29 protein-coding genes are annotated in these 26,387 nt (G+C 46.5%); 18 read left to right on the top strand and 11 right to left on the bottom strand.

Annotated elements, in window-relative coordinates; translation table 11 throughout:
- Positions 1–175 precede the first annotated feature (175 nt).
- The 3 genes from MOC09_RS14280 to MOC09_RS14270 are packed head-to-tail and all read left to right on the top strand — an operon-like array spanning position 176 to position 2,501.
- Entirely contained in the window at positions 176–1,399 is a 1,224-nt protein-coding gene (locus MOC09_RS14280; protein ID WP_268370927.1) for a lantibiotic dehydratase, read from the top strand.
- Positions 1,390–1,620, top strand: coding sequence for a hypothetical protein (locus tag MOC09_RS14275; protein WP_268370925.1), 231 nt, complete (start codon positions 1,390–1,392; stop codon positions 1,618–1,620). The genes MOC09_RS14280 and MOC09_RS14275 overlap by 10 nt, the downstream gene beginning before the upstream one ends.
- Positions 1,617–2,501 (top strand): thiopeptide-type bacteriocin biosynthesis protein, encoded by an 885-nt coding sequence (locus MOC09_RS14270; protein WP_268370923.1) that lies wholly within the window; start codon positions 1,617–1,619, stop codon positions 2,499–2,501. The genes MOC09_RS14275 and MOC09_RS14270 overlap by 4 nt, the downstream gene beginning before the upstream one ends.
- A 34-nt stretch (positions 2,502–2,535) precedes the next feature.
- Here MOC09_RS14270 and MOC09_RS14265 read toward each other — a convergent pair whose 3' ends face one another.
- The 8 genes from MOC09_RS14265 to pucR form a co-directional block, all read right to left on the bottom strand.
- Positions 2,536–3,171 carry a hypothetical protein gene (locus MOC09_RS14265; RefSeq protein ID WP_268358079.1) on the bottom strand — a complete coding sequence of 212 codons (636 nt, stop codon included), beginning with the start codon at positions 3,169–3,171 and terminating at the stop codon, positions 2,536–2,538.
- Positions 3,172–3,175: 4 nt separating this feature from the next.
- Positions 3,176–3,466: a hypothetical protein gene (locus tag MOC09_RS14260; protein ID WP_268358078.1), complete on the bottom strand. Its 291-nt coding sequence runs from the start codon at positions 3,464–3,466 to the stop codon at positions 3,176–3,178.
- A complete protein-coding gene (locus MOC09_RS14255; protein ID WP_268358076.1) occupies positions 3,463–4,011 on the bottom strand; it encodes an RNA polymerase sigma factor in 549 nt (182 codons plus the stop codon). Before MOC09_RS14255 ends, MOC09_RS14260 begins: the two co-directional genes overlap by 4 nt.
- Before the next feature lie 175 nt (positions 4,012–4,186).
- Complete coding sequence (gene uraH / locus MOC09_RS14250; RefSeq protein WP_268358074.1) at positions 4,187–4,531, bottom strand: hydroxyisourate hydrolase; 345 nt, start codon at positions 4,529–4,531, stop codon at positions 4,187–4,189.
- Entirely contained in the window at positions 4,531–6,015 is a 1,485-nt protein-coding gene (gene pucL, locus MOC09_RS14245; RefSeq protein WP_268370921.1) for a factor-independent urate hydroxylase, read from the bottom strand. Before pucL ends, uraH begins: the two co-directional genes overlap by 1 nt.
- A gap of 12 nt (positions 6,016–6,027) precedes the next feature.
- Positions 6,028–7,320, bottom strand: coding sequence for a uric acid permease PucK (pucK, locus tag MOC09_RS14240; RefSeq protein WP_268370919.1), 1,293 nt, complete (start codon positions 7,318–7,320; stop codon positions 6,028–6,030).
- Between the two features lie 5 nt (positions 7,321–7,325).
- A complete protein-coding gene (locus MOC09_RS14235) occupies positions 7,326–8,678 on the bottom strand; it encodes a nucleobase:cation symporter-2 family protein (protein ID WP_268370917.1) in 1,353 nt (450 codons plus the stop codon).
- Positions 8,679–8,824: 146 nt separating this feature from the next.
- Positions 8,825–10,420 (bottom strand): purine catabolism transcriptional regulator PucR, encoded by a 1,596-nt coding sequence (gene pucR, locus MOC09_RS14230; protein ID WP_268358056.1) that lies wholly within the window; start codon positions 10,418–10,420, stop codon positions 8,825–8,827.
- Between the two features lie 174 nt (positions 10,421–10,594).
- On the opposite strand from pucR, the gene MOC09_RS14225 reads away from it, so the two are divergent.
- From MOC09_RS14225 to yunB, 7 genes are all read left to right on the top strand, one after another.
- The gene (locus tag MOC09_RS14225; RefSeq protein ID WP_268370915.1) at positions 10,595–11,935 is read left to right on the top strand and encodes an allantoinase; all 1,341 of its coding nucleotides are present in this window, start codon (positions 10,595–10,597) and stop codon (positions 11,933–11,935) included.
- 96 nt (positions 11,936–12,031) lie between these two features.
- Entirely contained in the window at positions 12,032–12,379 is a 348-nt protein-coding gene (locus MOC09_RS14220; RefSeq protein WP_268370914.1) for a YunG family protein, read from the top strand.
- A 37-nt stretch (positions 12,380–12,416) separates the two neighbouring features.
- Complete coding sequence (locus tag MOC09_RS14215; RefSeq protein WP_268358070.1) at positions 12,417–13,265, top strand: DUF72 domain-containing protein; 849 nt, start codon at positions 12,417–12,419, stop codon at positions 13,263–13,265.
- Between the two features lie 17 nt (positions 13,266–13,282).
- Positions 13,283–14,104 (top strand): sulfite exporter TauE/SafE family protein, encoded by an 822-nt coding sequence (locus tag MOC09_RS14210; RefSeq protein ID WP_268370912.1) that lies wholly within the window; start codon positions 13,283–13,285, stop codon positions 14,102–14,104.
- A gap of 19 nt (positions 14,105–14,123) precedes the next feature.
- Positions 14,124–15,512: a bifunctional metallophosphatase/5'-nucleotidase gene (locus MOC09_RS14205; RefSeq protein ID WP_268370910.1), complete on the top strand. Its 1,389-nt coding sequence runs from the start codon at positions 14,124–14,126 to the stop codon at positions 15,510–15,512.
- 64 nt (positions 15,513–15,576) lie between these two features.
- Positions 15,577–15,882 carry a YunC family protein gene (locus MOC09_RS14200; protein WP_268370908.1) on the top strand — a complete coding sequence of 102 codons (306 nt, stop codon included), beginning with the start codon at positions 15,577–15,579 and terminating at the stop codon, positions 15,880–15,882.
- Between the two features lie 71 nt (positions 15,883–15,953).
- A complete protein-coding gene (gene yunB / locus MOC09_RS14195) occupies positions 15,954–16,721 on the top strand; it encodes a sporulation protein YunB (protein WP_268358049.1) in 768 nt (255 codons plus the stop codon).
- Between the two features lie 27 nt (positions 16,722–16,748).
- Here yunB and lytH read toward each other — a convergent pair whose 3' ends face one another.
- Entirely contained in the window at positions 16,749–17,729 is a 981-nt protein-coding gene (gene lytH / locus MOC09_RS14190; protein ID WP_268358048.1) for an L-Ala--D-Glu endopeptidase, read from the bottom strand.
- Positions 17,730–17,963: 234 nt separating this feature from the next.
- On the opposite strand from lytH, the gene lipA reads away from it, so the two are divergent.
- Positions 17,964–18,860 (top strand): lipoyl synthase, encoded by an 897-nt coding sequence (gene lipA / locus MOC09_RS14185; RefSeq protein WP_003222888.1) that lies wholly within the window; start codon positions 17,964–17,966, stop codon positions 18,858–18,860.
- A gap of 15 nt (positions 18,861–18,875) precedes the next feature.
- Here lipA and MOC09_RS14180 read toward each other — a convergent pair whose 3' ends face one another.
- Positions 18,876–19,511 carry a YhcN/YlaJ family sporulation lipoprotein gene (locus tag MOC09_RS14180; protein WP_268370906.1) on the bottom strand — a complete coding sequence of 212 codons (636 nt, stop codon included), beginning with the start codon at positions 19,509–19,511 and terminating at the stop codon, positions 18,876–18,878.
- A 113-nt stretch (positions 19,512–19,624) separates the two neighbouring features.
- Here MOC09_RS14180 and MOC09_RS14175 point away from each other — a divergent pair, with 113 nt between their 5' ends.
- The 3 genes from MOC09_RS14175 to nucF are packed head-to-tail and all read left to right on the top strand — an operon-like array spanning position 19,625 to position 21,156.
- The gene (locus tag MOC09_RS14175; RefSeq protein WP_003228682.1) at positions 19,625–19,900 is read left to right on the top strand and encodes a YutD family protein; all 276 of its coding nucleotides are present in this window, start codon (positions 19,625–19,627) and stop codon (positions 19,898–19,900) included.
- A gap of 23 nt (positions 19,901–19,923) precedes the next feature.
- Positions 19,924–20,358 carry a DUF86 domain-containing protein gene (locus MOC09_RS14170; RefSeq protein ID WP_268358045.1) on the top strand — a complete coding sequence of 145 codons (435 nt, stop codon included), beginning with the start codon at positions 19,924–19,926 and terminating at the stop codon, positions 20,356–20,358.
- A gap of 27 nt (positions 20,359–20,385) precedes the next feature.
- Positions 20,386–21,156 (top strand): 5' nucleotidase NucF, encoded by a 771-nt coding sequence (gene nucF, locus MOC09_RS14165; protein ID WP_268370904.1) that lies wholly within the window; start codon positions 20,386–20,388, stop codon positions 21,154–21,156.
- Between the two features lie 28 nt (positions 21,157–21,184).
- Here the strand turns inward: nucF and MOC09_RS14160 are convergent, their stop codons facing one another.
- Positions 21,185–21,685 carry a phosphatidylglycerophosphatase A gene (locus MOC09_RS14160; protein WP_268358043.1) on the bottom strand — a complete coding sequence of 167 codons (501 nt, stop codon included), beginning with the start codon at positions 21,683–21,685 and terminating at the stop codon, positions 21,185–21,187.
- A 152-nt stretch (positions 21,686–21,837) separates the two neighbouring features.
- Between MOC09_RS14160 and cotNH the strand changes: the two genes are divergently transcribed.
- From cotNH to thrB, 4 genes are all read left to right on the top strand, one after another.
- Entirely contained in the window at positions 21,838–22,866 is a 1,029-nt protein-coding gene (gene cotNH, locus MOC09_RS14155) for a spore coat-associated protein CotNH (protein ID WP_268358068.1), read from the top strand.
- A gap of 167 nt (positions 22,867–23,033) precedes the next feature.
- Complete coding sequence (locus tag MOC09_RS14150) at positions 23,034–24,335, top strand: homoserine dehydrogenase (RefSeq protein ID WP_268370902.1); 1,302 nt, start codon at positions 23,034–23,036, stop codon at positions 24,333–24,335.
- On the top strand, positions 24,335–25,393 hold the full coding sequence (gene thrC, locus MOC09_RS14145; RefSeq protein ID WP_268358067.1) for a threonine synthase: 1,059 nt from the start codon (positions 24,335–24,337) through the stop codon (positions 25,391–25,393). Before MOC09_RS14150 ends, thrC begins: the two co-directional genes overlap by 1 nt.
- Positions 25,390–26,319, top strand: a complete 930-nt coding sequence (gene thrB, locus MOC09_RS14140) for a homoserine kinase (protein ID WP_268370900.1) — start codon at positions 25,390–25,392, stop codon at positions 26,317–26,319. The genes thrC and thrB overlap by 4 nt, the downstream gene beginning before the upstream one ends.
- Positions 26,320–26,387 lie beyond the last annotated feature (68 nt).

Raw genomic sequence — 26,387 nt, 5'->3', positions numbered from 1 at the left:
AGATACAGGAATTGCTGAAAAATACTTCTTTTACAATACCTGACTTGTCAGCTGAACAATGGATCAAGCCGGTACTTCCTTTTTCAAGAAAAACAGAAAAGTCTTTGCTCAGTTTATACCATTTTTTACAGCCGATACAAACCAAAACAGCAAGAAGGATAGCAAGAATTGTGAAATGGATGAACCATTGTGTAGAGGAGCTTGCGAAAAGCGGGCCCAAAAAAGACTGCGTTATCATCAGTTCATTTACAGACTGTCAAAACGTGCATTCAGTGAGCTTACGGATAAAATACCGAAAAGTGTAGTAACTGAAAAGCTTGTTTACGAAAATGTGAAATTTATAGAAGATCACCCGCCGTTAGGCCAGCAGGTCCAACGTGATTTAGAACAGCTTTCTGGACAGTTGAGAAAACATCAGTTCCGGACCCATCTCTATGATTTGTTATGTGAGCACTTCATAGAGATGTATGGGGAAGGAGGCGTATGCCATGACATTCAGGAGTTTTTGTATCAGTTTGAAATGAGGAAAGATAGGCCGCGGCTGATTAAAAATGCCTTGCGGAAAGATAAAAAGACAGCTGTAAACCTGGAGGAGTCCAGAGTGTTTGCCCCGTGCAGCGGCAGCTCAGTTCCCCCAAGTGCGGTTGTGTTTTATCAATTAGCAGCAAATAATGGCAGTAAAGACATTTCCGATGGTGACTACCAGCTTGTTATCAACCAGATCAGTTCCGGTTTGGGGCTGGTACTCCGCTTCCAATCAATGTTTAATGAGGATCAGAGAAATTTAAGCAGTATTACAAAGCGATGGATTCACGTGATGAACCCTCACTCAGATATCGTTCATTTTCCGATGATCTCAGATTTCAGCAATTTGCAAACTGATCCAGGTATTACAGCACAGTCCTTAAGGTGGCTTGGTGAAAATCCAACAGCAGATAAAAATGATCTTTTGTTAAAGGATCTGTTATTGGTGCATGATCCGAGCGGTACGCTGGCATTTGGAAACAAAGAGGGGCGTCCTGTTGCTCCTATGTATTTTGGTGCTGTGCCACAGCACATGATGCATGGGCCTGTCTCATATTTATTTACCATTATGAACCCATGGATTAATGCGTACCAAACCAATTGGGTGACATCACCTCTATTTCCTAAATCACCTCCGCCAGAAAAAGTAGAATTTCATCCGCGTATGCAGGAGGGAAGGATTGTACAAAGGCGTGCCCGCTGGCGGATCCCGGTATTCTTATTCCCTTTAAAAGAGAATCGAGAGAGTGACTATGCATACTTTATACGAATGAAAGCATTCCAAAAGAAGTACAGCCTTCCGGATGAGGGGTTTCTTTCTGGAGAGAGAACAAGTGTGATGCTGAATCCAAAACAAGAAAACCAATGTATCTGAATTTCAATAGCTACCATTCTATCGCAGCTGCTGTAAACACGATTGTTGAAGATGACCTTTTGTCTGTAACATTCACTGAAGGCCTTCCTAATCGCCACCAGCATTGGCTGGAAAACGCTGAAGGGCACGTAATTGCTTCTGAGTATATGTCTTTATTCCAATGGCCTGTTGAAAGAAAGCAAGAATCGGCTATAGCAAATGAGAAAGGGGTTTTTATATGAAGGAATGGGTGTTTTACAGCATTTATGTGCCGAAGGCTGAGTATTTGGAAAATATTATCGTCAACATTGTAACGCCCGTTGTTAAGCAGGTAAAAGACAGTGTTCAAGTACATAAGTGGTTTTTTATCAGATACATTAATATGCAAGGGCCTCATATCCGTTTGCGTTTTTTGGTAAATGAAGACGACATTGATATCGTTGAAGAGATTACGGAAGAGCATTTGAACGGCAGTCTATCTAAAGTCCTGGCTGAACCTCTTTCAGAAATGAGCCGTCTGCTGCCTGTCAAAACCGATACTAGAAATTTTGAATCAGGATTCCAACAAGAAGAATATGAGCCAGAGTATGAAAAATACGGCGGCATCCAAGGCGTTAATATAGCTGAAGACATCTTTCAATCTTCCAGTGAATTGGTTCTTTCATTATTGAATGATCCTGTATTTAAAGATAGTGACCGTTTTGATTTCGCTCTCTTTCTTATGAAAAAAACAGCCGAACAAGCTTCTTTATCAGCAGACCAAACACAGGATCTTTGGGAGAGCATGCTGCATTATTGGAGCGGAGCTGATTATACTGATGGAATAACCTATAAAACGAAGCTGAAGGAGGCTGCGGAAAAACGGATTGATGTTATAAATGTTGTCTTAGAAAAAATGTACTCTAACCCTTTTGCCATCAAGTCAACGAATGGGTACCAAAAACAGCTGAAAAGCGCTTTTTCACAGATACAAGAGTCCGATCAGATTAGAATTTCTGCTTCTCATCTATCCTTTCACTATATTCATATGATGAATAACCGTTTAGGGGTGTGGCCGATAGAAGAGGCTTATCTCGGAGCTTTGCTCGCGCAAATATCAAAAAACACAACTGATATAAAATAATAATAAAGAACTTCAGCCTAACAGCTGAAGTTCTTTATTTCCGCTTGTTTTTATGATAAACCGAGGTAAAAGTAAACATAAACAAAAAGTAGGCGCCTGCCAGACTTAAAAAACCGACAGGGTATTGAAGCAGCAGAAGGCCTCCCCCAATAAACAGGATCGTTGCTGCTGAAATAATGATCCAATATAAAGAGAATTTGTTTTTATTTTGCTGTTCTTTGGTCTTGGTAATGGCTGTGTCCTCCTTACTGATATGTTGAATACCGTATTTATAGATGTGAATCAATTGTACAAGCCGTCCTAACAATAAAATAGAGGACACGGAGATCCAGGTGAGAGAGTTAACTAAAAAAGCGAGCTGAAGTGTGTCTTGGAAAGGGGTGCCGCCCGTTTCGAATCTCACAATCAATAATACGCCTGCACCAATTAGAAATAGAATCCCTAAAAAAAAGACAAACACATTATAGCTGTCAAAACGATTCCATTCGCCTAAAAATCTGCAATGTTTAGCAATCAGCGAATATTTCTGTTTAGGGTTCTGTGGAAGTGAATGCACTCCAATTGAATTTAAAATCTGCCGATTAAATGCAGACCCCATGACTCCACCTAGTGTACCGACAGTAAGAGCTGCCGCGCCGCTTATTAGTCCTATCACAGTACCGCTTGTCATATGATCACCTTCCTAAGAATAAGAAAAAAAGTATTTGTGCTGCTATGCTCCCGGATAAAATTGGCAAAATCGTCACTACTTGAGCAACAGAACGGAATGAGAAAAGGTCTGGCAGCTGCCAGCTAGGGTAAGCTAGCCAATGGCTCAAACGGTCAAACCAAGTAATCGGTGGAGAAGGTGGTTTTAACATATGTTCTGGAAGAGACAGGCGGTTGATATCCAGGAATTCATTCAGATCGGGCATGTGTTCTTGTAATCCTTCAATCATGCTTTTAACTTCATCTTGCTCATTCATGAGTCATTCAGCTCCTTTTCAATGGATTTGTTCAGTTTCTTTAGAGAATAATGAAGCTTGGATTTGACTGTTCCTTCCGGTATGTTGAGAATGTGAGAAATCTCTTTGCCTGTAAACCCTTGATAATAGGCGAGAATCAGAATTGATCGTTCTTTTTCAGGCAGCTGTCCCAAATACTGTTGAATCAATATTTTATTTTGTATATTTTGCTCAATGGTGCTCTGGTGCTTTTCCGAATAATCGTCCAATTCCATCTGCTGCCATTTGAATTTAGAATGCTTTCGGTAATAATCAATACATAGCCTGTGAGCAATTTGATGGAGCCAGGTACGAAAGCTCGCTTTTTCGCTTTTGTAGCTGCGGCATTTTACATATACCCGGATAAAAGTTTCCTGCAGAAGATCTTCGGCCGCCTGTTTTTGACGGATGTACAGAAATATAAATTGATATGTTTTTGGAGCGTGACGGGCATATAAACTGTTGTAAGCCTCCATATCCTTTTGTTTAACTTTTTCCATCAATTCTTCGTCAGAAAGAATGTCCATACCCCACCTCGAAACTTGGTTTCGTTACTATATACGGCTGCTGGCTGAAAAGAGTTCAAAAAATGAAAAAATAAAGGAGATAAGTGATGGCAATAGATGTTAGAAGAATGCTGTCTTCATGATTATAACAGGAAAAAAATGAAAGTGCCCGGTCATGAAGACCGGGCTTGACATGTTAACTCCCCCTGTACACCTGATAACCAAAAGGCGACAGCAAAAGCGGGATATGGTAATGCGTATCTGGATCTGCAATGTGAAAACGGACGGTGACGATGGTTAAAAACGGCTGATCGGCTGCGTTCATGTTTTTACTCGCAAAATAGTCTCCTGCATGAAATTCCATCACATATTCTCCGGACACCAGCTCTTCAGCTGCCAGCAGAGGGACATCGACCCTTCCGTCCTTGTTAGTGTATACCTCTTTCATTATACTTTCGCCCAGCCGCTTCAATTCAATTTTGACGTTCGCCGCTGGTTTGCCGCAGGTTAAATCTAAAATATGGGTGGTCAGCTTTCCCATCAGGCCTTCAGGCTCCCTGCGGTTTCAGCGTTTTTCTGTTTTTCTTTCTCGGCGTCTTCTCTAGTCACGGTAAAGCGCTGGAAACCGAATGGCGGGCGCGGTTCGGTGTAGACTTTTCCTTTGGATCCGGGGATTTCTTCGACAACGGTATCCCATGTGTGATTTTGAGATTGGAAGCTGACGTCAGTGAGCTGCGGGAATCTCGTTAATATTCTGCAGCCGATATGATAGATTAAGTTTTGGATTGAAGGGGTTTCAAGCTCGTGGAAAACAGTGCTCGCCAAGTCTCGGACTTGTTCAGCCGCGACGTAGCGGGCGGGCTCAGAAGCGTATGCGTCATTTGTGTTTTCATACTGCCAGCTGATGTTTAAATAGACAAACAGCGGGCGGTTGCCGTCTTCCGGGAGAGTCGTATATTCATCCCGGATAAAGCCGACGAAGGAGTTGCCGCTCACCTTGACCAGCTGAAGGTCCATGATTTCGCTGTATTGCTCTGTAATCGTGATGGCATCCCCGCTTCGCTCTGCCTTCAGCACAGACCGGGCGCGTTCATTGCGCGATCTTCTGAAGACGAGGCGGCTTGTGCCGAGTTCTTGCTCCTCGTATGCAGGCATCGCTTCAAACGGAACGTCTTCGCCTGTCAGAGTAATGGTGTCCATATGAGAATAGGTATCTAAAAATCGGTGAGCTACATAGTGTAAGAACCCCTCAGTTGTCGTCCCTTCGTAGGAAGCGAGATGGCGCTGAATAAAGTTTTTCATTGAATCCGTCGCCACAACGAGGGTGTTATCTCCGTCTGTAAATGATGGCAAGAAGGCATCTCCGCCAATTTCGCATGTCACATCAACGCCGACAACGGTATTGTCTCTCCCAGTAAAAGCTGACTCTGGGATTTGTTTTACTCCTGTGAGCGGCTTTAAAAACGTTCGGTATGCAAATACATTTCCTTTGCCATAAGACATGGTTCTTTTCATTTGTGTCTCTCCTTTTTCAGTTATGATGTCCGCAAGACGAAAGCGGGTGATGCGGTAAATTTCTTCAAGAGCCTGCTGGAACTCCGTTTCCCATTCGTTCTTCAGCCTTGCCAGCAGGGCTTCATGAATATCCTGTTTCGTCTTTCCCTTTACCGCTAAAATGAAAGGGAAGCCGAAGCGTTCATAATAGTGTTCATTCAGCTTGAGAAATTCCTCGTATTCCTGCTGTTTAAGTTTGCTGAGCCCCGCGTTTTGCTGTTCTCTTACTGAGGAAGCGCTCATTGTTTTCTTTGTTCCGAGCCGAGGGTGCTTGTTGATTAAATCAAGCTGTATCTGGCGGTCCGCGGCTTTTACAATGCCAGCCATTTTGTGGTGAAGATCAGAAAGAGAGGAAAACGGCCGCAATGCCGCGGATCTCTCCGCTATCCATGAAGCGTGTTCAAAAATAGAGCCAAGCGTGCCTGTCAGTGTTTGTGTGTCCATTTTGTTCAGGTCATCGATTGTGAACATTGGCATCTTCCTTTACGGTTTTATTTCAGCGCCATTCGGCTGTTTGGTTGAAAAAAAGGCGTGAAGTGCAATGGCCGTTAAACTGCCGATCACAATTCCGCTTCCTGCCAAGACTGAGGCGGCGCCCGGAAGAGATGAAAACAAGGCGGGAACTGTTGTAGCGCCGAGCCCTAAGCTGACGGAAGAGGCGATGGTCAGCAGATTGCCTTGCGAATCAAAGTCAACGCTGGAAAGCATTTTAATCCCGTAAGAAATGACCATGCCAAACATGACGATCATTGCGCCGCCAAGAACTGGATTCGGGATCACTGTTGTCAATGCTGCGGCCTTTGGAACCAGTCCGATCGCGATCAGCATGATTCCTGTGATGGCGATGACGTTGACGCTTTTGATTTTTGAGAGCTGAACAATGCCGACATTTTGCGAGAAAGCTGTATAGGGAAACGCATTAAATAAACCGCCCAGCATCATCGCAAGGCCTTCCGCCCGGTAGCCCTTTTCCAGCTCCTTCTCCGACAGCCTGCGGTTTGTGATATCGGCGAGGGCAAAGTAAACGCCTGTTGATTCAACCAGGCTGACAATGGCAACGAGGAGCATCGTGACAATAGCCGGCAGTTCAAAGGTTGGCGGGCCGAAATAAAACAGAGACGGAACATGAAGCCAAGACGCCTCCATAACGCCAGAAAAATCGACCTTTCCCGTGAAGTATGCAACCGCTGTTCCTGTGATAAGGCCGAGCAAAATCGCTATGGAGCGGATAAAGCCTTTAAAGAAATAAAACAGCAATAAGATAAAAGCTGTGACGCCAAACCCGAGGAGCACGTTGTCCAGTGAACCGAAGTCTTTGCTTCCCTCACCGCCGGCCAGGTTATTCATTGCTGTCGGAACCAGGCTGATGCCGATGATCATGACAACTGAGCCGGTCACGACAGGCGGGAAAAAACGGACAAGCTTTCCAAAGAAGCCAGCGGCTAAGACGACAATCAGCCCTGCGGCGATAATGGCACCATATATCGCAGAAACACCGTAAGTGCTGCCGATGGAAATCATCGGGCCGACTGCGGTGAACGTACATCCGAGCACAACAGGAAGGCCGATGCCGAAGTACCGGTTTTTCCACAATTGCAAAAGAGTCGCTGCACCGCACATAAACAAATCGATCGCAATTAAATATGTCAGCTGCCCTGCGTTCAGCCCGATCGCCGCCCCGACGATCAGCGGAACGAGAATGGCTCCCGCATACATGGCAAGCATATGCTGAAGTCCGAGCATCATCAGCTGAAAGGCATTGTGCTGTTTCTTCACTTTTTTTACACCTCTTTTTCTAGTGCGAGTGTATGGTCTAATACCGGGATTTCTGTTTTCTGAGCTACTGTTTTTTCTTTTCTGTCGCGTAAGCTGAAAAATAGATTCAAAAAGATGGCGGTCAGGCTTCCGGTGATGGTGCCGTCGCTGACCAGAATCCGGATCGGAGCGGGGAATTCAGCAAAAATCCCAGGCGCCGTGCTGGCGCCGATGCCGAGTGAGATTGAGCATGCGATGGTGAGCAAATGATATTGATTGGTGAGATCTGCTGTGCTGAGCATTTTGACGCCGGATGCAATTACCATGCCGAACATGACGACGGTTGCGCCGCCAAGCACAGCAGCAGGAACGGCAGAAGCAAGGGCGGCAATCTTCGGAAGCAATCCGAGACAGACAAGGATACAGCCTGCGGTCACAACGATGTTTCTTGTTTTCACTTTCGTCAGCTGTAGTAAGCCGGCGTTTTGCGCAAAGGTGTTATAGGGGAAGGCGTTAAACAGTCCGCCGATAAGAATGGCGATTCCTTCCGCCCGGTAGCCTTTGACAAGGTCTTTTTCGGTTAACGGTCTGCCGCATATTTTTCCGATTGCGTAGAAGACGCCGGTTGATTCCACAATAATGACGATTGCAACGATCAGCATCGTTAAGATTGGGCCGATTTCAAATGAAGGGGCTCCGAAGTAAAACGGCTTCGGGATTTGAAAGAGCGGGGCTTCAGCGACAGCAGAAAAGCTGACTTTGCCCATGGCGGCTGCTGCCGCTGTCCCGGCAGCGATTCCGATCAGAACGGACAGCGTTCGGGCGAATCCTTTGAGATAGCGGTTGAGGATTAAAATCAGGACAAGGACGCCGACAGAGAGAAGAAGGTTTTCGAGCGAACCGTATTCGGGGTTGGCGCTGCCGTTTATTTTTTCGCCGCCAGCCATATTTTTTACACCTGTCGGCACAAGAGAAAGGCCGATCAAGGTCACAACGGTTCCTGTTACGACAGGAGGGAATAACACAGTCAGCTTGCCGAAAAAACGTGCAAACAAAAAGATAAACACACCTGCCGCGATGATTGAACCGTAAATGGCGTGAACGCCGTAGTTGGCGCCAATTGCAATCATCGGAGTGACGGCCACAAATGAACTGCCAAGCATGACGGGAAGCCCGATGCCGATGTATGCTCCTCGCAAGGTTTGCAAAAGCGTCGCAACGCCGCACGTTAACAGGTCAATTGCCAATAGGTAGGATAGCTGTTCATCTGTCAAATTCAGCGCCCTGCCGACAAGCAGGGGCACCAAAATCGCACCTGCATACATAGCCAGCACTTGCTGAAGGCCAAGAGTAAACACCGCAAACGTTCTTTGTTTCACGTTAGTCCCTCCTTTTATATGTGAACTTTAGTAACATGATAGCGTGCTGATTGTCGGGTGTCATTAGATACAGTAGCCGAAAAAGACAGGGGTTACTGCTGAAAATAACGAAAAACGGTTTAGTTTGTAAGAGAATGTGACAAACATTAGCTGATCAGCTGCTGCATCCGTAAGGCAAGCCGCAAACGCATCGTTGTCTCAGGGTCTTTTAAGCTTTTGCCAAGCAGCTCTTCACATTTTTCAAGGCGATAGATAACTGTATTGCGGTGAACGTACAGACGCTTTGCCGTCTCGGAAATTTGGCAGTGTGTCTCTAAATAGACGGACAGTGTATGAAGCAGGCTTTGATCCTCCTGCTGTTTTTCGGCAAGGCTTTGAAGTGTGGAGGTGTAAAATTTCTTCAAATCCTCAACCGGGAGCAGGCGGAGAAGCTCGGGCACATCCTTGGCGTGATACACCTGAATAAACTCCGTGCTTCTTGACAAATGCCCTGATTGCAGAGCATCAGACGCCTCTGTGAACGCGTCGGGAACATCATTGAGCCTTTGGCATATATTGCTGATGCCAAAGGACACAGTCCGTTTAAATTGGGCTTTCACCTGTGTTTGAAACTGTTCTAAAAAGCTGATCACCGAGGCGTGCATTTCACTCCAGCTGTCAGTCGCTTCGATCAAAATAATGCCGACGTTTCCTTTAATAAAGAGGTGGGGTGGAAACGGGAAGGCCGATAATTCGCCTTCAAGAAATTCGAATACGCCGTCGGAGGCGAGCTGGTTTTCTGTAAAGCTGATCGTTTCGTCATTCCGGTCGAGTTTGCCGGCGATGCACATGTATTTTTGATCCCAGTGCAGCTTGAATTCCTTCGCACGGTTTTTAATTTCATCGTCTGAAGAAAAGGACCGCTCAATAAAATTGCTGAAAAACTCATTGCGGGCCCGCCGGCTGAACTGCTTCAGTGCATTTTCCTTCAGCAGTTCAAAGGAAATCACGTTGGCCGCTTGTTCAATCGTGAGGATCAATCCTTTATCGCCGGCCTGCACCATGTCCGGTATCAGCAGGTATCCGCAGTTTTTTTCGTGATTATAAATAGGCAGGACAGAATATGTTTTCTGATCTGAGATTGTAGAGAAACAAGTGAAAAACGGCCCGGATACGGTATTCAGGGTGCCTTTCAGCTTTTCGGTCTCAACTGAAATCTGATGAGACGCGGACAGCATTTTGGCATGCTGGTCAAGCAGCAGCACGGGAAGCTGAAGAAGGTCTGACACCTTTTTGAGGAGGGATTGCAGCCCCTTGCCGCTCATAATGTGGTTTGTGAATTTTTTGTGCGCGTAAATGGCTTGCTGCAGCTCGTTAGAACGCATATCAAGAATATGGCTGAGTGTTGCATTCACAATATCGCCGAGGCGGATGTGTTCTGGAAGCTCAATGATCGGTAACCTATATGAATCAGCCAATTCAATGATTTCTTTCGGGATATTCTCCAGGTAGCGCTTTGTTTTAATGCCGAGGCCCGCGCAGCCGCGTTTTGCCATTTGCCGAATCAGTTCAGATAATTGGTGCGGGTTATCCTTCAGGTGATACGCAGTGGTGACGAGCAATTCATTCTTGTGCAAAAAGTCTGCGATATCCGGAGCATCCATCATATTCACATGCTGCACCTCTCTTTCTCCTCCTGCTTTTCCCGCAATGAAATTGGCGTTTTCATAGGCCGGTATTTTCATCACATCAAAAATATTCATAGCGCATTCTCCTTTTCTATAAAAACATTGGTTAAGATGAATAATTTTCAATAGGAATTCTAGCGGTTTTGCTGATGTAATACGATCATAGTAGCAGTAAACTGTTGAAAATAGAACTGGTTGTGTTACATAAACTGACATAAAAAATCGTTATCCTTACATGGAGGGATCAATATGGCTTACGATTTGGTGATAAAAGGTGCGAAGGCAGTTACGCCAGGTGGCGTAAAAGAAGCCGATATTGCAGTTCAAAACGGTGTGATTGCCGAGATTGGTTCTTACATTGAAGCAAGCGGAGCAGCAATGATCCAGGCAGACGGAAAATACGTATTTCCCGGTGCGATAGACTGCCATGTTCATTTCAATGAACCGGGCAGAGAGGATTGGGAGGGGATTGAAACAGGTTCGCAGATGATGGCGGCAGGCGGCTGCACCACCTATTTTGATATGCCGCTTAATTGCATTCCATCAACTGTAACGGCAGAACACCTTCTCGCAAAAGCTGAACTCGGCAGGCAAAAATCGGTCGTGGATTTTGCGCTTTGGGGCGGCCTCGTGCCCGGGCATATTGAGGACATCCGCCCAATGGCCGAAGCGGGAGCGATTGGGTTTAAAGCGTTTTTATCAAAATCAGGCACCGACGAGTTCCGCTCTGTTGACGAACGGACATTGCTTAAAGGCATGACAGAAATCGCGGCTGCAGGAAAAATCCTCGCTCTTCACGCAGAAAGCGACGCGATTACAAGCTATTTGCAGATGGTTTTGGCCAATAAAGGAAAAGTGGATGCGGATGCGTACGCCGACTCCCGCCCGGAGGAAGCCGAAGCTGAAGCGGTGTATCGCACGATTCAATATGCAAAGGTGACAGGCTGTGCGGTTCATTTTGTCCATATCAGCACGGCGAAAGCGGTCCGGCTGATCAGAGAGGCGAAACAGGAAGGGCTTGATGTTTCAGTTGAAACATGCCCGCATTATGTCCTGTTCAGCCATGACGATTTACGGGAAAAGGGCTCTGTCGCAAAATGCGCGCCACCGCTCCGGCCACGGCAATCGAAGGAGGCGCTGATCGAGGCGCTCATGGCGGGGCACATTGACATGGTCTCCTCAGACCATTCTCCTTGCCGTCCGTCCTTGAAGCGGGAGGACAATCTGTTTTTATCATGGGGCGGAATCAGCGGCGGGCAGTTTACTTTATTAGGCATGCTGGAACTGGCGCTTGAGCATCAGATTCCGTTTGGAGCTATCGCCGAATGGACAGCGGCAGCACCTGCGAAACGTTTCGGCCTTCAGCGAAAAGGGCGGCTTGAAGCGGGGTGTGATGCAGATTTTGTGCTCGTCAGCATGGAGCCGTACACTGTGACAAAAGAATCGATGTTTGCTAAGCATAAGCAAAGCATTTACGAAGGACATACATTTCCCTGCCGCATATCGGCCACTTACAGCAAAGGCCGTTGCGTGTACAGTGATGGGGAAAAAGTCAGCAGAATTGACGGGGCACTTGTCGTTCCTTCGTAAGCCCGGCGGATTTTCCCGCCGGGTTTTTTGATTTCCGCCGTTCTAGTTTTTAAAATTCCATCAACGTGGTATCTTTTTTAAAAGGAGGCGGGAGCAATGGAGCATGTGAAGTGCATACTGAAGCAATCCTGGTCGCGCCATACGAGCTCTAAATGGACGGAAGAATGCCCGTCATGCGGCCAATGCGGGGTAACTACGTTGGTCATTCAGGACCATTTCGGCGGCGCTATTTTCAAAACAAAAGCCGGTGAAAGCTGGCATTTTTATAACAGCATCAATGGTGTGATGTACGACTTTACGAGTGAACAGTTTCAAACGCCTATTGAATATCAGCATATTCCTTCCTCAAGAGAAGAGGCGTTTTTAGATACAAATGAGGAACAATATCAGCATCTTCGTTCCGCATTTTCCCGCCATATGAACAGCATTTCCGAGGAAACCTGAAAACACGTGTGATAAACTGGAAGAGAGGTGAATGATTGTGATTTATATCGGACTGACGGGATGGGGGGATCATGACAGCATCTATCCGCCAAAGACGGCCAGCCAGAAAAAATTACAGGCCTATTCCTCCCATTTTCCCATCGTGGAATTAGACGCGAGCTTTTACGCGATTCAGCCGGCACGCAATAATGAAAAGTGGGTGAAGGAGACGCCGGAAACCTTCCAATTTATCGTGAAAGCGTATCAGGGCATGACAGGGCATCAGCGCGGCGAAATTCCCTTTGACTCAAAAGAGGAGATGTTTGACGCGTTTAAGGTGTCTTTAACGCCATATTTACATAGCAATAAGCTCGCCATGGTGCTGTTTCAATTTCCGCCGTGGTTTGACTGCAAGAAGGAGAATGTCGCCTATTTGAGATGGTGCAAGCACCAAATGGGAGATATTCCTTGTGCGCTTGAATTCAGAAACCGCTCCTGGTTCTCGCCGCAGTTTTATGAGCAGACGCTTTCATTTATGAAAGCGGAAGGCTGGATTCACAGTGTCTGTGATGAACCGCAAATCGGAGAAGGCAGCGTTCCGACTGTGCTGCGCGCCACCGATGAAAACAAAACGCTTGTCAGGTTTCACGGACGCAACAAGCAGGGCTGGATGAAGCCTGATGGCGGGAAAAACTGGCGTGAGGTCAGGTACTTATACCGCTACAATCAACAGGAGCTGGCGGATTGGAAAAAGCACCTGAATGAATTGCAGCAGCAATGTAAGGATGTTTTTGTCCTGTTCAATAACAATTCCGGCGGAGATGCCGCGGATAACGGCAAGCAGATGCTTGAACTGCTTGATATCGAGTACAGCGGACTTGCTCCGAGACAGCTCGATTTATTTTAGAAAAGAGGTTTTTACTGATGTCGTTTGTGATTTTGGTCGTACTGGGATTAATCGCAGGTACGGTAGGAAGCCTGATCGGGCTTGGCGGCGGAATTGTCATTGTGCCGGCTCTGATGTTTTTGAGCACAGTGACGCCGCTGTTTCAGGATGTAACGCCGCAGGTCGCGATTGGAACTTCGCTTTTGGTCATTATTTTTACGGGTCTTTCTTCAACTTTGGCTTATATTAAATATAAAACCGTTGATTATAAGAGCGGGCTCATTTTCTTTATCGGTTCAGGACCCGGCAGCATTATCGGGGCTTACGTGTCAAAGATGTTCAATTCAAACTCATTTTCCGTTTGGTTTGGCATTTTTATGATTCTGATTTCATTATCTTTAATGCTGAAAGCGAAAGCCCGGCCGATCAACAAAGCGCACAAAGGGATTATTCGGACATTTCAGGATGATGCCGGTGAGCCTTATACGTACTCATATCAGGCCCCTGTCGGAATTGCCATTGCCTTTGTTGTCGGCTTTTTGGGAGGGCTTTTCGGAATTGGCGGCGGATCGCTGATGGTTCCGGCGATGATGCTGTTGTTCCTGTTTCCGCCGAAGGTTGCGGTGGCAACGTCCATGTTTATTATTTTCCTGTCTTCTATGACAGGGTCTGTTTCACATATTATTTCCGGGCACGTCAATTGGCTGTATGCCCTGGCGCTTGTGCCCGGCGCTTGGTTCGGCGGAAAGCTTGGCGCCGCCATCAACAGAAAAATGCAGACGAAAACGATCGTTATGATCATGCGGATCGTATTGATTTTGATCGGCTGCCAGCTCATTTATGAAGGCATGTTCAGCTGAACGATTAGGGAGAGATAATATGAAGGAGAAGCTCCGCTTATATCATACAAATGATTTGCACAGCCATTTTGAAAACTGGCCGAAAATTGTAGATTATATCGAGCAGAAAAGAAAAGAGCATCAATCAGACAGCGAAGAGACGCTCGTTCTTGATATTGGCGATCATCTTGATCGTTTTCAATTCGTGACAGAGGCGACTTTCGGAAAAGCGAATGTCGATCTCTTAAACCGTCTTCACATTGATGGAGCGGCAATCGGCAATAACGAAGGAATTACGCTTCCGCATGAAGAGCTCGCTGCCTTGTATAATCATGCAGAATTTCCCGTTATCGTTTCCAATCTGTATGACAAAAACGGAAACCGTCCGTCCTGGGCGGTTCCTTACCATATCAAAACATTGAAAAACGGAATGACCATTGCGTTCTTAGGCGTAACCGTGCCATATTATCCTGTCTATGACAAGCTGGGATGGACGGTAACCGATGCTCTTGAAAGCATCAAGGAAACCATTCAGGAAGTGAAAGGACAGGCTGATATCATCGTTCTGCTGTCACATTTAGGCATTCTTGACGATCAGGCGGTGGCTGAAGCGGTGCCTGAGATTGATGTGATCCTTGAATCGCACACTCACCATTTGCTTGAAGATGGACAAGTGGTGAACGGCGTGTTGCTTGCCAGCGCCGAGAAATACGGGCATTATGTCGGCTGTGTAGAAATCACGATAGACAGCGAACAGCGAAGCATCATCAGCAAAACAGCGTCTGTGCAGAACATGGCGGATTGGACAGGAGAATCCGCAGAAACAAAAGCATTTCTCAAGGAAAAAGAACGTGAAGCCGAGGAGAAGCTGTCCGATGCCGTTGCGGAGCTTGCGCAGGATGCTGAGGTCAAGTGGTTTGAAGAATCAGAGCTGCCTTTGCTTTTGGCGTATGCGTTAAAGGAATGGTGCGGAACCGACATCAGTATGGTGAATTCCGGTGTCATTCTCGGTCCGCTGAAAGCAGGTCCTGTGACAAAGCTGGATCTGCACCGAATCTGTCCTCATCCGATCAACCCGGTGGCTGTCCGCTTGACGGGAGAAGAATTGAAAGAGACGATTATCCATGCCGCTTCAGAACAAATGGAACAGCTCCGGATCAAAGGGCTCGGCTTCCGCGGAGAAGTGATGGGAAAAATGGTGTACGCGGGTGTTGATGTAGAAACGGAACGGCTGGATGATGGAATCACGCATGTCACACGGATCACCCTGAACGGGGAGGATATTGAAAAACATAAACCATACTCTGTCGCAGTGCTTGACATGTTTACGCTCGGCAGACTGTTTCCGATGATTCGCGACGCCGCAGAAAAAGAATATTTTATGCCGGAATTTTTGCGGGATCTGCTCGCCTGGAAGCTCGCGCATTAAGGCGGTCAGCCCACAACAAGCTGTGCCCTTCATCATAAAGTGATGAATGAAGGGAGTGGTTGACGTGGTAAATCTGACACCAATCATGATAGAAGGACAGCCTTTTACAGCTGTGACAGTGAAGCTTCCAAAAACAAATTTTATGGCCATCACCAATGATCACGGATACATTATGTGCGGTGCGCTTGATGTGGCGCTGCTCAATGAAAAATTAAAGGAGCGTGGCATTGTGGCGGGGCGTGCAGTTGGGGTTCGCACCATTGACCAGCTGCTAGACGCACCTTTAGAATCCGTCACGTACGCCGCGGAAGATCTCGGCATCCATGCCGGAATGAGCGGCAGAGACGCACTTTTAAAAATGGTGAAATAAAATAATTTGGCCCGGCTATTACTATGTCCCCCCTTACAAGCATACATTGTGATATGTAAGGGGGGATTTTCTTGCCAAGATACCGCGGCCCTTTTCGCAAGAGAGGACCTTTGCCTTTCCGGTACGTGATGCTTCTGTCAGTTGTCTTTTTTATCCTGTCAACAACAGTCAGCCTTTGGATGATCAATGGCTCGATCAAACCTGTTTTAATGGACATCGGCGAGATGGAAACGAAGCGTATAGCGACAGAGGTGATCCAGGATTCGATAGAGGATTATATGTCTGACAGTGAGAATATGAAAGATATGTTTCAAATGAATTCTGATGAAAACGGAAACTTAACGACAATCGATTTTAATACACAGATTGTAAACAGTGTGAAAACAAAAGTAACGAAGCAGCTTCAGGCTCATCTGAAAGAGATGGAAACCCACACCGGGCACAGCGGGGCTAGTGAAAACATTTTGATCAACATTCCGCTGGGACAGGTGACCGGCAACAGCCTCCTCGGAAACCTCGGCCCGAAAATCCCGGTTCGGTTCAATTTAATCGGTGACGCTTTTACAGATGTCAAAACCAAAATCAAGCCGTATGGCATTAATAATGCACTTATTGATATCAGCATCTTTGTCGAAATCAAAGTGAAGGTCATCATTCCGTTCGCAAGCAAAACCGCTGTCGTCACAAATAATGTGCCTGTATCGATTAAAGCCGTACAGGGCGAAGTGCCGCAGTTTTATAACGGAAGCGGCGCCTCCGGTGTCACGCCTTCTGTCCAGCTTCCGAGCAGCAAAGAAGAGGACAGTGCCGATTCGAAAAGTGAAAAAAGCAGCAAATAAGCCGCCTGTCGAAGAGGCGGCTTTTCATTATTTCTTCTTTTTGTATTCATAACGCTCCCACGCTCTCAAATGCGGGTATGGATCAAATGACCATTCGGTTTTTCCGTTATCTTTGTACATGCCGTAGTGAAGATGCGGCGGGAATTTCCCGGCGGTTCCCGGCGGGCCGTATCCTGAGCTTCCGACTGATCCGATGACTTGGCCGGGTTCAACAATTTGTCCTGTTTTAATCCCTTTGGCAAACCCATTGAGATGGGCAAAATAATGATACGTATTGTTAATGTCTCTGATGCCGATTCTCCATCCTCCGAAGCGGTTCCAGCCCTTCATTTCAACTATGCCGTAGCAGGTCGATCTGACAGGAAGGCCGTAATGGGCAAAGATATCCGTGCCTTCATGAATCCGTCTCCCCCCGAAGCCGCGGGCATCCCCCCACGTGCTGCGATAGCTGTAATCGGTTCTGATTGGAAGCGGAAATGCATGCTCGCCTAAATCAATATGGCCGTAGGCTTTAAACAGCTTCATGAATTCAGATATGATCCCCACTGTCTGATCACGACGGTAATAATTCCAAAGCCCAATACGGATGTTGTCCTCATCTGTGCCATATGACAGTAAGTATTGGCTGAACGTATACAAAATATCTTCATCGTTGCTGACCTCTGCTTTCCCGTCACCGTCACCATCCATTCCGATTCCGTCAAACACTTTAATGCTTAACGGCGCATCGTCTTTCGGATTCGGGTTTTCAGGCCCGCTCCAGATTTCATCCGGTATATAAATGCTGATGATTCCCGCTTTGTCAGGCAGATCTTTTCGGTTGCTCCGCACGTTTTCCTCGTATTGATCTACAGCGGCGAGCGCATACCAAGGAATCTGCGTTACAGCCTCGACTTTATGATATAATTCCATCCGTTTCGACAGCACTGGATCTGAAAGCTCTTTTCCAGACGCATAAGGCTCACACGCAAACAAAAGGAGAAGAAGGGCGGATAACAAAACTTTCACAAAATAATCTCCTTTCATATTGAATACACATAGTTTGCGGCAGTCTGGCTTAAAAATGTCAGTAATCATCTTCCCTTGTCGAGAAATTTTTCCTATGTTAAAGTGTCTAGAGAAAAGACTTTCTTTAGTTAGAAAAACATTATTTTTGTTGCAGAAATAGAACCTGCACCTTTCTCGTTTTCAGAATGTTTCGTGTCAGAAATTGAGTATATTGGATATTGGAGATGATGGGAATTGGCAAAGAAAGACGAACACCTCAGAAAGCCCGAATGGCTCAAAATCAAATTAAATACAAATGAAAACTATACAGGGCTCAAAAAACTCATGCGGGAAAACAACCTGCATACCGTATGTGAAGAAGCAAAATGTCCGAATATTCATGAATGCTGGGCGGTCAGACGTACAGCTACATTTATGATTTTAGGTTCTGTTTGTACAAGAGCATGCCGTTTCTGTGCTGTCAAAACGGGCCTTCCAACTGAGCTTGATCTGCAGGAGCCGGAACGCGTAGCGGATTCTGTCGCACTTATGAACCTGAAACACGCGGTGATCACCGCTGTTGCGCGTGACGACCAGAAAGACGGCGGGGCAGGCATTTTCGCGGAAACTGTCCGTGCAATCCGCAGAAAAAGCCCATTTACAACAATTGAGGTGCTCCCGTCTGATATGGGCGGAAACTATGATAACCTGAAAACCTTGATGGATACACGCCCAGATATCCTGAATCACAATATCGAGACGGTTCGCCGCCTGACGCCAAGAGTCCGTGCGCGTGCGACGTACGACCGTTCGTTGGAATTCTTGCGCCGTGCAAAAGAAATGCAGCCTGACATTCCGACGAAATCAAGCATCATGATCGGACTCGGCGAAACGAAGGAAGAAATTATTGAAGTCATGGACGACCTCTTGGCAAACAACGTGGATATTATGGCAATCGGCCAATATCTGCAGCCGACGAAGAAACACTTGAAAGTCCAAAAATACTATCACCCTGATGAGTTTGCAGAATTAAAAGAAATCGCCATGCAAAAAGGCTTCAGCCACTGCGAAGCCGGTCCGCTTGTCCGTTCATCTTACCACGCGGATGAACAGGTGAACGAAGCATCTAAAAAGCGCCAAGCACAAGCATAATGCCAAAACGCCAGATCATCTGGCGTTTTTGTCATTCTTATTGATTTTCATGTCCTGGCGGGTTTCTCCGTTGGCATTTTCATTATCTGAGACAGGGCTTCCTTGCGGGGAGGCTTTCATTTCTTGAATCGTCCCAGACAAGATCTCTCTGATGTCTCTTGAACCGGAGCCGAGATTGCTGTAATTTTCAATCGACTGCATATGGTTTGGATTATCGGAAATATACACATGATAGTATCGCGGTATTACAGAAGCCGCCGTTTTCTTCACCTGATCGGCGGTCAGCTCGCGGTTTTTGGAATCGGTTTTGTACACGACAAGCGCTTCTTGATCTGTCACCAGTGTGGCAGCATCTTGAATATGGGGGAGCTGAACCGTTACACTTGATATCATGTGAGCGGTTTCTTCCCGGTTCATCACTGGCGCTTTCTGCTGTTCGCCGTCAAATTGTTCTTTTTGATAGCGGACATAGCCAAATTGTTCGTTTTCATCATGGCGGTTAAAAGCCTCGTTGCGGTCAGACACATGAATGGGCCTGGTTTGATTCTGCGCCTGATTCTGGACATTTTGCTCGGCATTATCGAGTCCTGCACCCCCGCACCCGGATAAAAGCCCGGTGAACAGGCAGAGACTGACAGCAGTTCGTTTCATTTGTAAATCCCTCCTCATATGTAGGGTAGCCAAATCGCATGATTTATTCTTTAGCAATTGATGGGGAACGGGCAATGAATTATGATAGGAATGAGTGAAAAAGAGGTGAGATCATGATTCTTATTCAAAATGCCGAATTTGAATTGGTGCACAATTTCAAAGACGGCTTCAACGAAGAGGCTTTTAAAGCCCGCTACTCCGATATTTTAAATAAATACGATTATATTGTGGGAGACTGGGGGTACGGTCAGCTTAGGCTCAAGGGCTTCTTTGACGACCAGAATCAAAAGGCAACCTTCGAAACGAAAATCAGCACACTAGATGAATACATTTACGAATACTGCAATTTCGGCTGTGCGTATTTTGTCTTGAAACGGATCAGAAAATAAATATACACAAAGGGGATGCTGTCATGTATTTTGTTGACAGAAACAAGATCGAGCAAACACTCGGGTTCTTTGAACAACAGCTTGCGCTTTTCAACTCACAAACAGACTGGGAGACTGAAATCGGGAGACTGGCGCTTCAGCGAATAGGCCATCTGTTAATCGAATGCATTCTTGATACAGGCAATGACATGATTGACGGTTTTATTATGCGGGATCCAGGCAGCTATGATGATATTATGGACATACTTGTCGATGAAAAAGTTGTCACGGAAAAAGAGGGAACTGAGCTCAAAAAATTGATCGCCTACCGCAAAACATTGGTTCAGCAGTATCTGTTTGCTGACAGTGCCGAGCTTTACAGGCTGATCACGGCACATCAGACTGCTCTTCAAGACTTCCCGCAACGGATCAGAAGCTACTTGGAAACAGAGCTTGGCCCTGTTTCTGCGTTTAAATAACAACTGGAAAGCCACAGGAGTGTTGAAATGAAAACATATAAAGGGTATTTAATTGATTTAGACGGAACGATGTACAATGGCACAGAAAAAATCGAGGAAGCGTGTGAATTTGTCAGAACGCTGAAGGATCGCGACGTGCCTTATCTATTTGTGACAAACAACTCTTCGCGCACACCGAAGCAGGTGGCGGACAAGCTCGTGTCTTTTGATATTCCGGCATCAGAAGAACAAGTCTTCACAACCAGCATGGCCACTGCCCAGCATATCGCCCAGCAGAAAAAAGACGCGTCTGTGTATGTGATTGGGGAAGAAGGGATCCGCCAGGCCATTGAAGAAAACGGACTGACGTTTGGCGGGGAAAACGCGGATTTTGTGGTGGTTGGCATTGACCGTTCCATTACATACGAAAAATTTGCTGTTGGCTGCCTGGCAATCAGAAATGGCGCCCGCTTTATTTCTACTAACGGAGATATTGCGATTCCGACGGAGAGAGGCCTCCTGCCAGGAAACGGTTCACTGACTTCTGTTTTAACCGTATCGACAGGCGTACAGCCGGTATTTATCGGCAAACCGGAATCCATTATTATGGAGCAGGCGATGCGCGTTCTTGGCACGGATGTGTCGGAAACACTTATGGTCGGCGACAACTATGCGACAGACATCATGGCCGGCATTAACGCCGGTATGGATACACTGCTTGTTCACACAGGCGTAACGAAAAGAGAGCATATGACAGACGATATGGAAAAACCGACTCACGCCATTGACTCTCTGACTGAATGGATTCCATACATTTAAATAAATAAGGGCACCCCAAAGGGTGCCCTTATTCTGTGTGCCGCGCGCGGTGTGCGAGCCTGCTTGAGGCTGCGGCGGAAATCGCGCCGACGATGTCATCCAGAAAGGTATGGCATTCGCCGGTTGATTTATCATTTAAATGTTTAAGGATTCCGGGTTTTTCTTTGTCAATGTAGCCGTAGTTCGTAAACCCGATCGATCCGTAAATATTCACGATGGAAAATGCCAGAACTTCATCTACTCCATATAGGCTTTCATCTGTTTCAAGCATTGTTTGCAGCGGTTCAGACAGTTTTTTCTGCTCGGCAAGAACATCCAATTCAATGCCCGTTAAAATCGCATTTTGCACCTCGCGTTTTGCGAGAACGCGATTGACATTCAACGTGCACTCATCAATGGTTAAATCCGGATGATATTTTTTCTGCAGAAAAAAGACAAGCTCGGCAATGTCTGATACCTCAACGCCGCGCTCCTTCATCCGTGCTCTTGCTTTTGCTTCCATCTGACTGACTTGTTCTTTTTCTGACATCAGCTTCACCCAATCTTTTTTACTAGTTTATACAAAATGTTTGAGATGTTTACGACTTTTTCCTGCGCCTTCGTCGGATTAAAATATGTATTCATAATTCCGGACGTGTATGACTACGATGTGATGAGCCCTAATTCTACAGGCAGGTGATCATTGTGAAAGGTACAATAAAAGAAAAATACGGTATTCATATCAGGCAGCTTTCCATGTACCAGAACACTTATCAATGCTTTCAGACGCCGAATTCACTCTTTCTGATTGTCCCCGTTTCCCAATTCTCAGATACGGAGCTGGCGGAGCTTTATTACATGAGTCAGTATTTACAAGAACAAAGTGACCCATACGTTTCGGTTTTTATCTTTACAAAAGAAGGTGAGCTGACGTTTGAACATGAAGGAAAAACGTACGCACTGCTGAAGGCGGCACCTCCTTTGTCAAACCGGGCGTTTTCCATTGGGGCGGAGCTGGCGGAATTTCACCGGAAAGGCAGAGGCTACCCGTATGAAGTGAAAGCAGCCGGAAGAATCGGGCAGTGGAAGGATCTGTGGGGAAAACGCATTGATCAGCTGGAAGCGTTTTGGCAGCGAAAGGTTCAGACCCCTCCGCATGAGCCATTCGATAAAAAAATGATCGAATCATTTCCATATTATTTAGGACTGTCGGAAAACGCGATACAATATTTAGTGGACACTGAGCTGGATGACAAGCCCCAAGCCGCTGATTCAGGAACGATATGCCACCAGCGGATGGAAAGACATACATGGTCATTCGAATCGTTGATCAGGATTCCGTCGGATTGGGTATTTGACCACGCCTCACGCGATTTGGCTGAATATATGAGGCATACGTTTTTGCATCACAGACAAGATTTTAACCAGCAGGGCTTTCTTTTTTTACAGGAATACGGGCAAGTCACCCCGCTGTCTTCGTTTTCGAAACGCCTTCTGTACAGCCGCTTGCTCTTCCCGCTTCATTATTTTGAAACCGTGGAGAGCTACTACATGTCGTCAGAATCAGAAAAACATTATTATGAAGAGCAGCTTGACTTCATTCTTGGTGACTGCGGACGCTATGAACAATTTCTCAATACAGCACAGGAATTCATGAATATGCGGGCGCAGAAGCTGTTTGTTCCCCGCGTGGGCTGGCTCGGAAAAGGCAGAAAAATAATTAGAAAATAAAGAATCTTGTCATATCAACGCGTTAAGCGTTTACATTCCCAAAATTCAGCCATTTGCTGTCTTGTCAAAAGGGGGATGGGCTTATATAATGTTTGTAACTTATATGTCTGTGTTGAGTTAACATTTGTCTTTTTAGAGAAGACAATCAAATGAAAGGTGGAGTTTTTTTGAAAGCGATTCGTGTAGGGCTTTTAGGTTTAGGTACCGTCGGAAGCGGTGTCGTTAAAATTATTCAAGACCATCAGGATAAGCTGATGCATCAGGTCGGCTGTCCGGTTACGATAAAAAAAGTGCTTGTCAAAGATCTAGAGAAAAAGAGAGAAGTAGATTTGCCGAAGGAAGTGCTCACAACAGAAGTGTATGATGTCATCGATGATCCAGATGTTGATGTCGTCATTGAGGTGATCGGCGGAGTTGAACAGACAAAACAATATTTGCTCGACGCGCTGAAATCGAAAAAGCATGTGGTCACAGCAAACAAGGATTTAATAGCTGTGTACGGCTCCGAGCTGCTTGCGGAAGCGAAGGAAAATGGCTGCGACATCTACTTTGAAGCCAGTGTTGCCGGTGGCATTCCGATTTTGCGCACGTTAGAGGAAGGCCTCTCATCAGACCGGATTACAAAGATGATGGGGATCGTGAACGGAACAACGAACTTTATCTTAACTAAAATGATTAAAGAAAAAAGCCCTTACGAGGAAGTGCTCAAGGAAGCGCAGGATCTCGGCTTTGCCGAAGCTGATCCGACTTCAGACGTGGAAGGGCTTGACGCCGCACGGAAAATGGCGATATTGGCGCGTCTCGGTTTCTCGATGAACGTGGATCTGGAAGACGTCAAAGTAAAGGGAATCTCCCAAATTACAGACGAGGACATCAGCTTCAGCAAACGCCTTGGCTATACGATGAAGCTGATCGGGATTGCACAGCGTGACGGAAGCAAAATCGAGGTCAGCGTTCAGCCGACACTGCTTCCTGACCATCATCCGCTGTCTGCTGTGCATAATGAGTTTAACGCCGTTTATGTGTACGGTGAGGCTGTCGGTGAGACGATGTTCTACGGGCCGGGAGCCGGAAGCATGCCGACTGCGACATCCGTTGTTTCTGACCTTGTCGCTGTCATGAAAAATATGCGACTCGGCGTAACCGGCAACAGCTTTGTTGGGCCGCAATATGAGAAAAACATGAAATCGCCGTCTGACATTTACGCCCAGCAGTTTTTGAGAATTCATGTAAAAGATGAGGTCGGTTCATTCTCGAAAATTACGTCTGTGTTCTCTGAACGGGGCGTGAGCTTTGAAAAGATCCTGCAGCTGCCGATTAAAGGCCATGATGAGTTAGCCGAAATCGTCATTGTCACACACCATACATCTGAAGCTGATTTCAGTGATATCCTGCAAAACCTAAATGATTTGGAAGTCGTTCAAGAAGTCAAAAGCACATATCGTGTAGAAGGGAACGGTTGGAGCTAATGTGGAAAGGACTTATCCATCAATATAAAGAATTTTTACCTGTAACTGATCAAACACCGGCGCTTACTTTACATGAAGGAAACACACCCCTTATTTATCTGCCGAAGCTTTCTGAGCAGCTCGGAATTGAGCTTCATGTCAAAACAGAGGGCGTCAATCCTACCGGATCATTTAAAGACCGCGGAATGGTCATGGCTGTGGCGAAAGCAAAAGAAGAGGGAAACGACACGATTATGTGCGCGTCAACAGGAAACACTTCCGCGGCTGCGGCTGCTTATGCTGCCCGCGCTAACATGAAATGCATCGTCATCATCCCGAACGGAAAAATTGCGTTTGGAAAACTCGCTCAGGCTGTCATGTACGGAGCTGAGATTATCGCAATTGACGGAAACTTTGACGATGCACTTAAAATTGTCCGTTCCATCTGTGAGAAATCACCGATTGCCCTTGTCAATTCAGTGAATCCTTACCGCATTGAAGGCCAAAAAACTGCTGCCTTCGAAGTGTGCGAACAGCTTGGAGAAGCGCCGGATGTGTTAGCGATCCCGGTCGGAAATGCGGGAAACATCACTGCGTACTGGAAGGGCTTCAAGGAATATCATGAGAAAAACGGCACAGGCCTTCCGAAAATGCGCGGCTTTGAAGCGGAAGGCGCGGCGGCAATCGTGCGAAATGAAGTGATTGAAAATCCGGAAACAATAGCGACAGCCATTCGTATCGGAAACCCGGCAAGCTGGGACAAAGCTGTAAAGGCAGCCGAGGAATCCAACGGGAAAATTGACGAAGTCACTGATGATGAAATCCTTCACGCGTATCAGCTGATCGCCCGTGAAGAAGGCGTGTTTGCAGAACCGGGCTCTTGCGCGTCTATCGCAGGGGTGCTGAAACAGGTGAAATCCGGAGAAATTCCGAAAGGCAGCAAGGTCGTCGCTGTGCTAACAGGAAACGGACTGAAAGATCCGAACACAGCGGTCGACATTTCAGAAATCAAGCCGGTCACATTGCCGACTGATGAAGACAGCATCCTTGAATATGTAAAAGGAGCGGCCCGTGTATGAACGAAGCCGACATGCTGTTCACTGTCACTGTTCCCGGAAGCACGGCTAACCTAGGCCCCGGCTTTGATTCAGTCGGAATGGCGCTCAGCAGATATTTGAAGCTGACCGTCTTTGAAAGCGACAAATGGTCTTTTGAAGCTGAAACAGAAACAGTCGCCGGAATTCCGGCGGGTACAGATAATATGATCTATCATGTGGCAAAACGGACAGCAGATTTGTACGGCAAAGAAATGCCGCCTGTCCATGTGAAGGTGTGGAGCGACATTCCGCTCGCACGCGGCCTTGGCAGCAGCGCCGCGGCGATTGTAGCGGCCATTGAAATGGCTGATGAATTATGCAGCTTAAAGCTGTCTGAAGCGGACAAGCTGCATTTAGCCAGTCTCGAGGAAGGACATCCGGACAATGCGGGCGCTTCTCTCGTTGGCGGACTTGTGATCGGCCTGCATGAAGAAGAAGAGACCCAAATGATCCGCGTCCCGGATGCCGGCATTGACGTTGTCGTTGTCATTCCTTTTTACGAAGTGCTGACAAGAGACGCAAGAGACGTGCTTCCGAAGGAATTTCCATATGCCGATGCCGTAAAGGCAAGTGCTGTCAGCAATATCCTCATTGCTGCGATCATGTCTAAGGATTGGCCGCTCGTCGGGAAAATCATGAAGAAGGATATGTTCCACCAGCCATACCGGGCAATGCTTGTGCCTGAGCTGTCCAAAGTAGAACATGTCGCCGAAATGAAGGGCGCATATGGAACGGCTCTCAGCGGGGCAGGCCCGACGATTCTCGTCATGACCGAAAAAGGAAAGGGAGAAGAGCTAAAAGAACAGCTCGCGCTTCATTTCCCTCATTGTGAAGTAGACGCTTTGACCGTTCCAAAAGAGGGAAGTATCATAGAGCGAAATCCTTTATATCAAGTAAAAAGTGTCTAGATCATGCCAAGCGTCTCTCAGTGTAGCTGAGGGCGCTTTTTTTTGCTGGAGATAAAGGAGTTTTTATT

The organism is Bacillus sp. N12A5 (assembly GCF_026790125.1).
GTDB lineage: Bacteria > Bacillota > Bacilli > Bacillales > Bacillaceae > Bacillus.
Note: the sequence above shows the minus strand (reverse complement) of the source record. Positions and strands in the feature narration are given on the sequence as shown.

What these genes read in the sequence shown, in the direction of transcription:
- MOC09_RS14280 (WP_268370927.1), top strand. Translation starts at nt 176, where the DNA reads ATGGATGAACCATTGTGTAGAGGAGCTTGCGAAAAGCGGGCCCAAAAA.
- MOC09_RS14275 (WP_268370925.1), top strand. Translation starts at nt 1,390, where the DNA reads ATGTATCTGAATTTCAATAGCTACCATTCTATCGCAGCTGCTGTAAAC.
- MOC09_RS14270 (WP_268370923.1), top strand. Translation starts at nt 1,617, where the DNA reads ATGAAGGAATGGGTGTTTTACAGCATTTATGTGCCGAAGGCTGAGTAT.
- MOC09_RS14265 (WP_268358079.1), bottom strand. Translation starts at nt 3,171, where the DNA reads ATGACAAGCGGTACTGTGATAGGACTAATAAGCGGCGCGGCAGCTCTT.
- MOC09_RS14260 (WP_268358078.1), bottom strand. Translation starts at nt 3,466, where the DNA reads ATGAATGAGCAAGATGAAGTTAAAAGCATGATTGAAGGATTACAAGAA.
- MOC09_RS14255 (WP_268358076.1), bottom strand. Translation starts at nt 4,011, where the DNA reads ATGGACATTCTTTCTGACGAAGAATTGATGGAAAAAGTTAAACAAAAG.
- uraH (WP_268358074.1), bottom strand. Translation starts at nt 4,531, where the DNA reads ATGGGAAAGCTGACCACCCATATTTTAGATTTAACCTGCGGCAAACCA.
- pucL (WP_268370921.1), bottom strand. Translation starts at nt 6,015, where the DNA reads ATGTTCACAATCGATGACCTGAACAAAATGGACACACAAACACTGACA.
- pucR (WP_268358056.1), bottom strand. Translation starts at nt 10,420, where the DNA reads ATGAATATTTTTGATGTGATGAAAATACCGGCCTATGAAAACGCCAAT.
- MOC09_RS14225 (WP_268370915.1), top strand. Translation starts at nt 10,595, where the DNA reads ATGGCTTACGATTTGGTGATAAAAGGTGCGAAGGCAGTTACGCCAGGT.
- MOC09_RS14220 (WP_268370914.1), top strand. Translation starts at nt 12,032, where the DNA reads ATGGAGCATGTGAAGTGCATACTGAAGCAATCCTGGTCGCGCCATACG.
- MOC09_RS14210 (WP_268370912.1), top strand. Translation starts at nt 13,283, where the DNA reads ATGTCGTTTGTGATTTTGGTCGTACTGGGATTAATCGCAGGTACGGTA.
- MOC09_RS14205 (WP_268370910.1), top strand. Translation starts at nt 14,124, where the DNA reads ATGAAGGAGAAGCTCCGCTTATATCATACAAATGATTTGCACAGCCAT.
- MOC09_RS14180 (WP_268370906.1), bottom strand. Translation starts at nt 19,511, where the DNA reads ATGAAACGAACTGCTGTCAGTCTCTGCCTGTTCACCGGGCTTTTATCC.
- MOC09_RS14175 (WP_003228682.1), top strand. Translation starts at nt 19,625, where the DNA reads ATGATTCTTATTCAAAATGCCGAATTTGAATTGGTGCACAATTTCAAA.
- MOC09_RS14170 (WP_268358045.1), top strand. Translation starts at nt 19,924, where the DNA reads ATGTATTTTGTTGACAGAAACAAGATCGAGCAAACACTCGGGTTCTTT.
- nucF (WP_268370904.1), top strand. Translation starts at nt 20,386, where the DNA reads ATGAAAACATATAAAGGGTATTTAATTGATTTAGACGGAACGATGTAC.
- MOC09_RS14160 (WP_268358043.1), bottom strand. Translation starts at nt 21,685, where the DNA reads ATGTCAGAAAAAGAACAAGTCAGTCAGATGGAAGCAAAAGCAAGAGCA.
- thrC (WP_268358067.1), top strand. Translation starts at nt 24,335, where the DNA reads ATGTGGAAAGGACTTATCCATCAATATAAAGAATTTTTACCTGTAACT.
- thrB (WP_268370900.1), top strand. Translation starts at nt 25,390, where the DNA reads ATGAACGAAGCCGACATGCTGTTCACTGTCACTGTTCCCGGAAGCACG.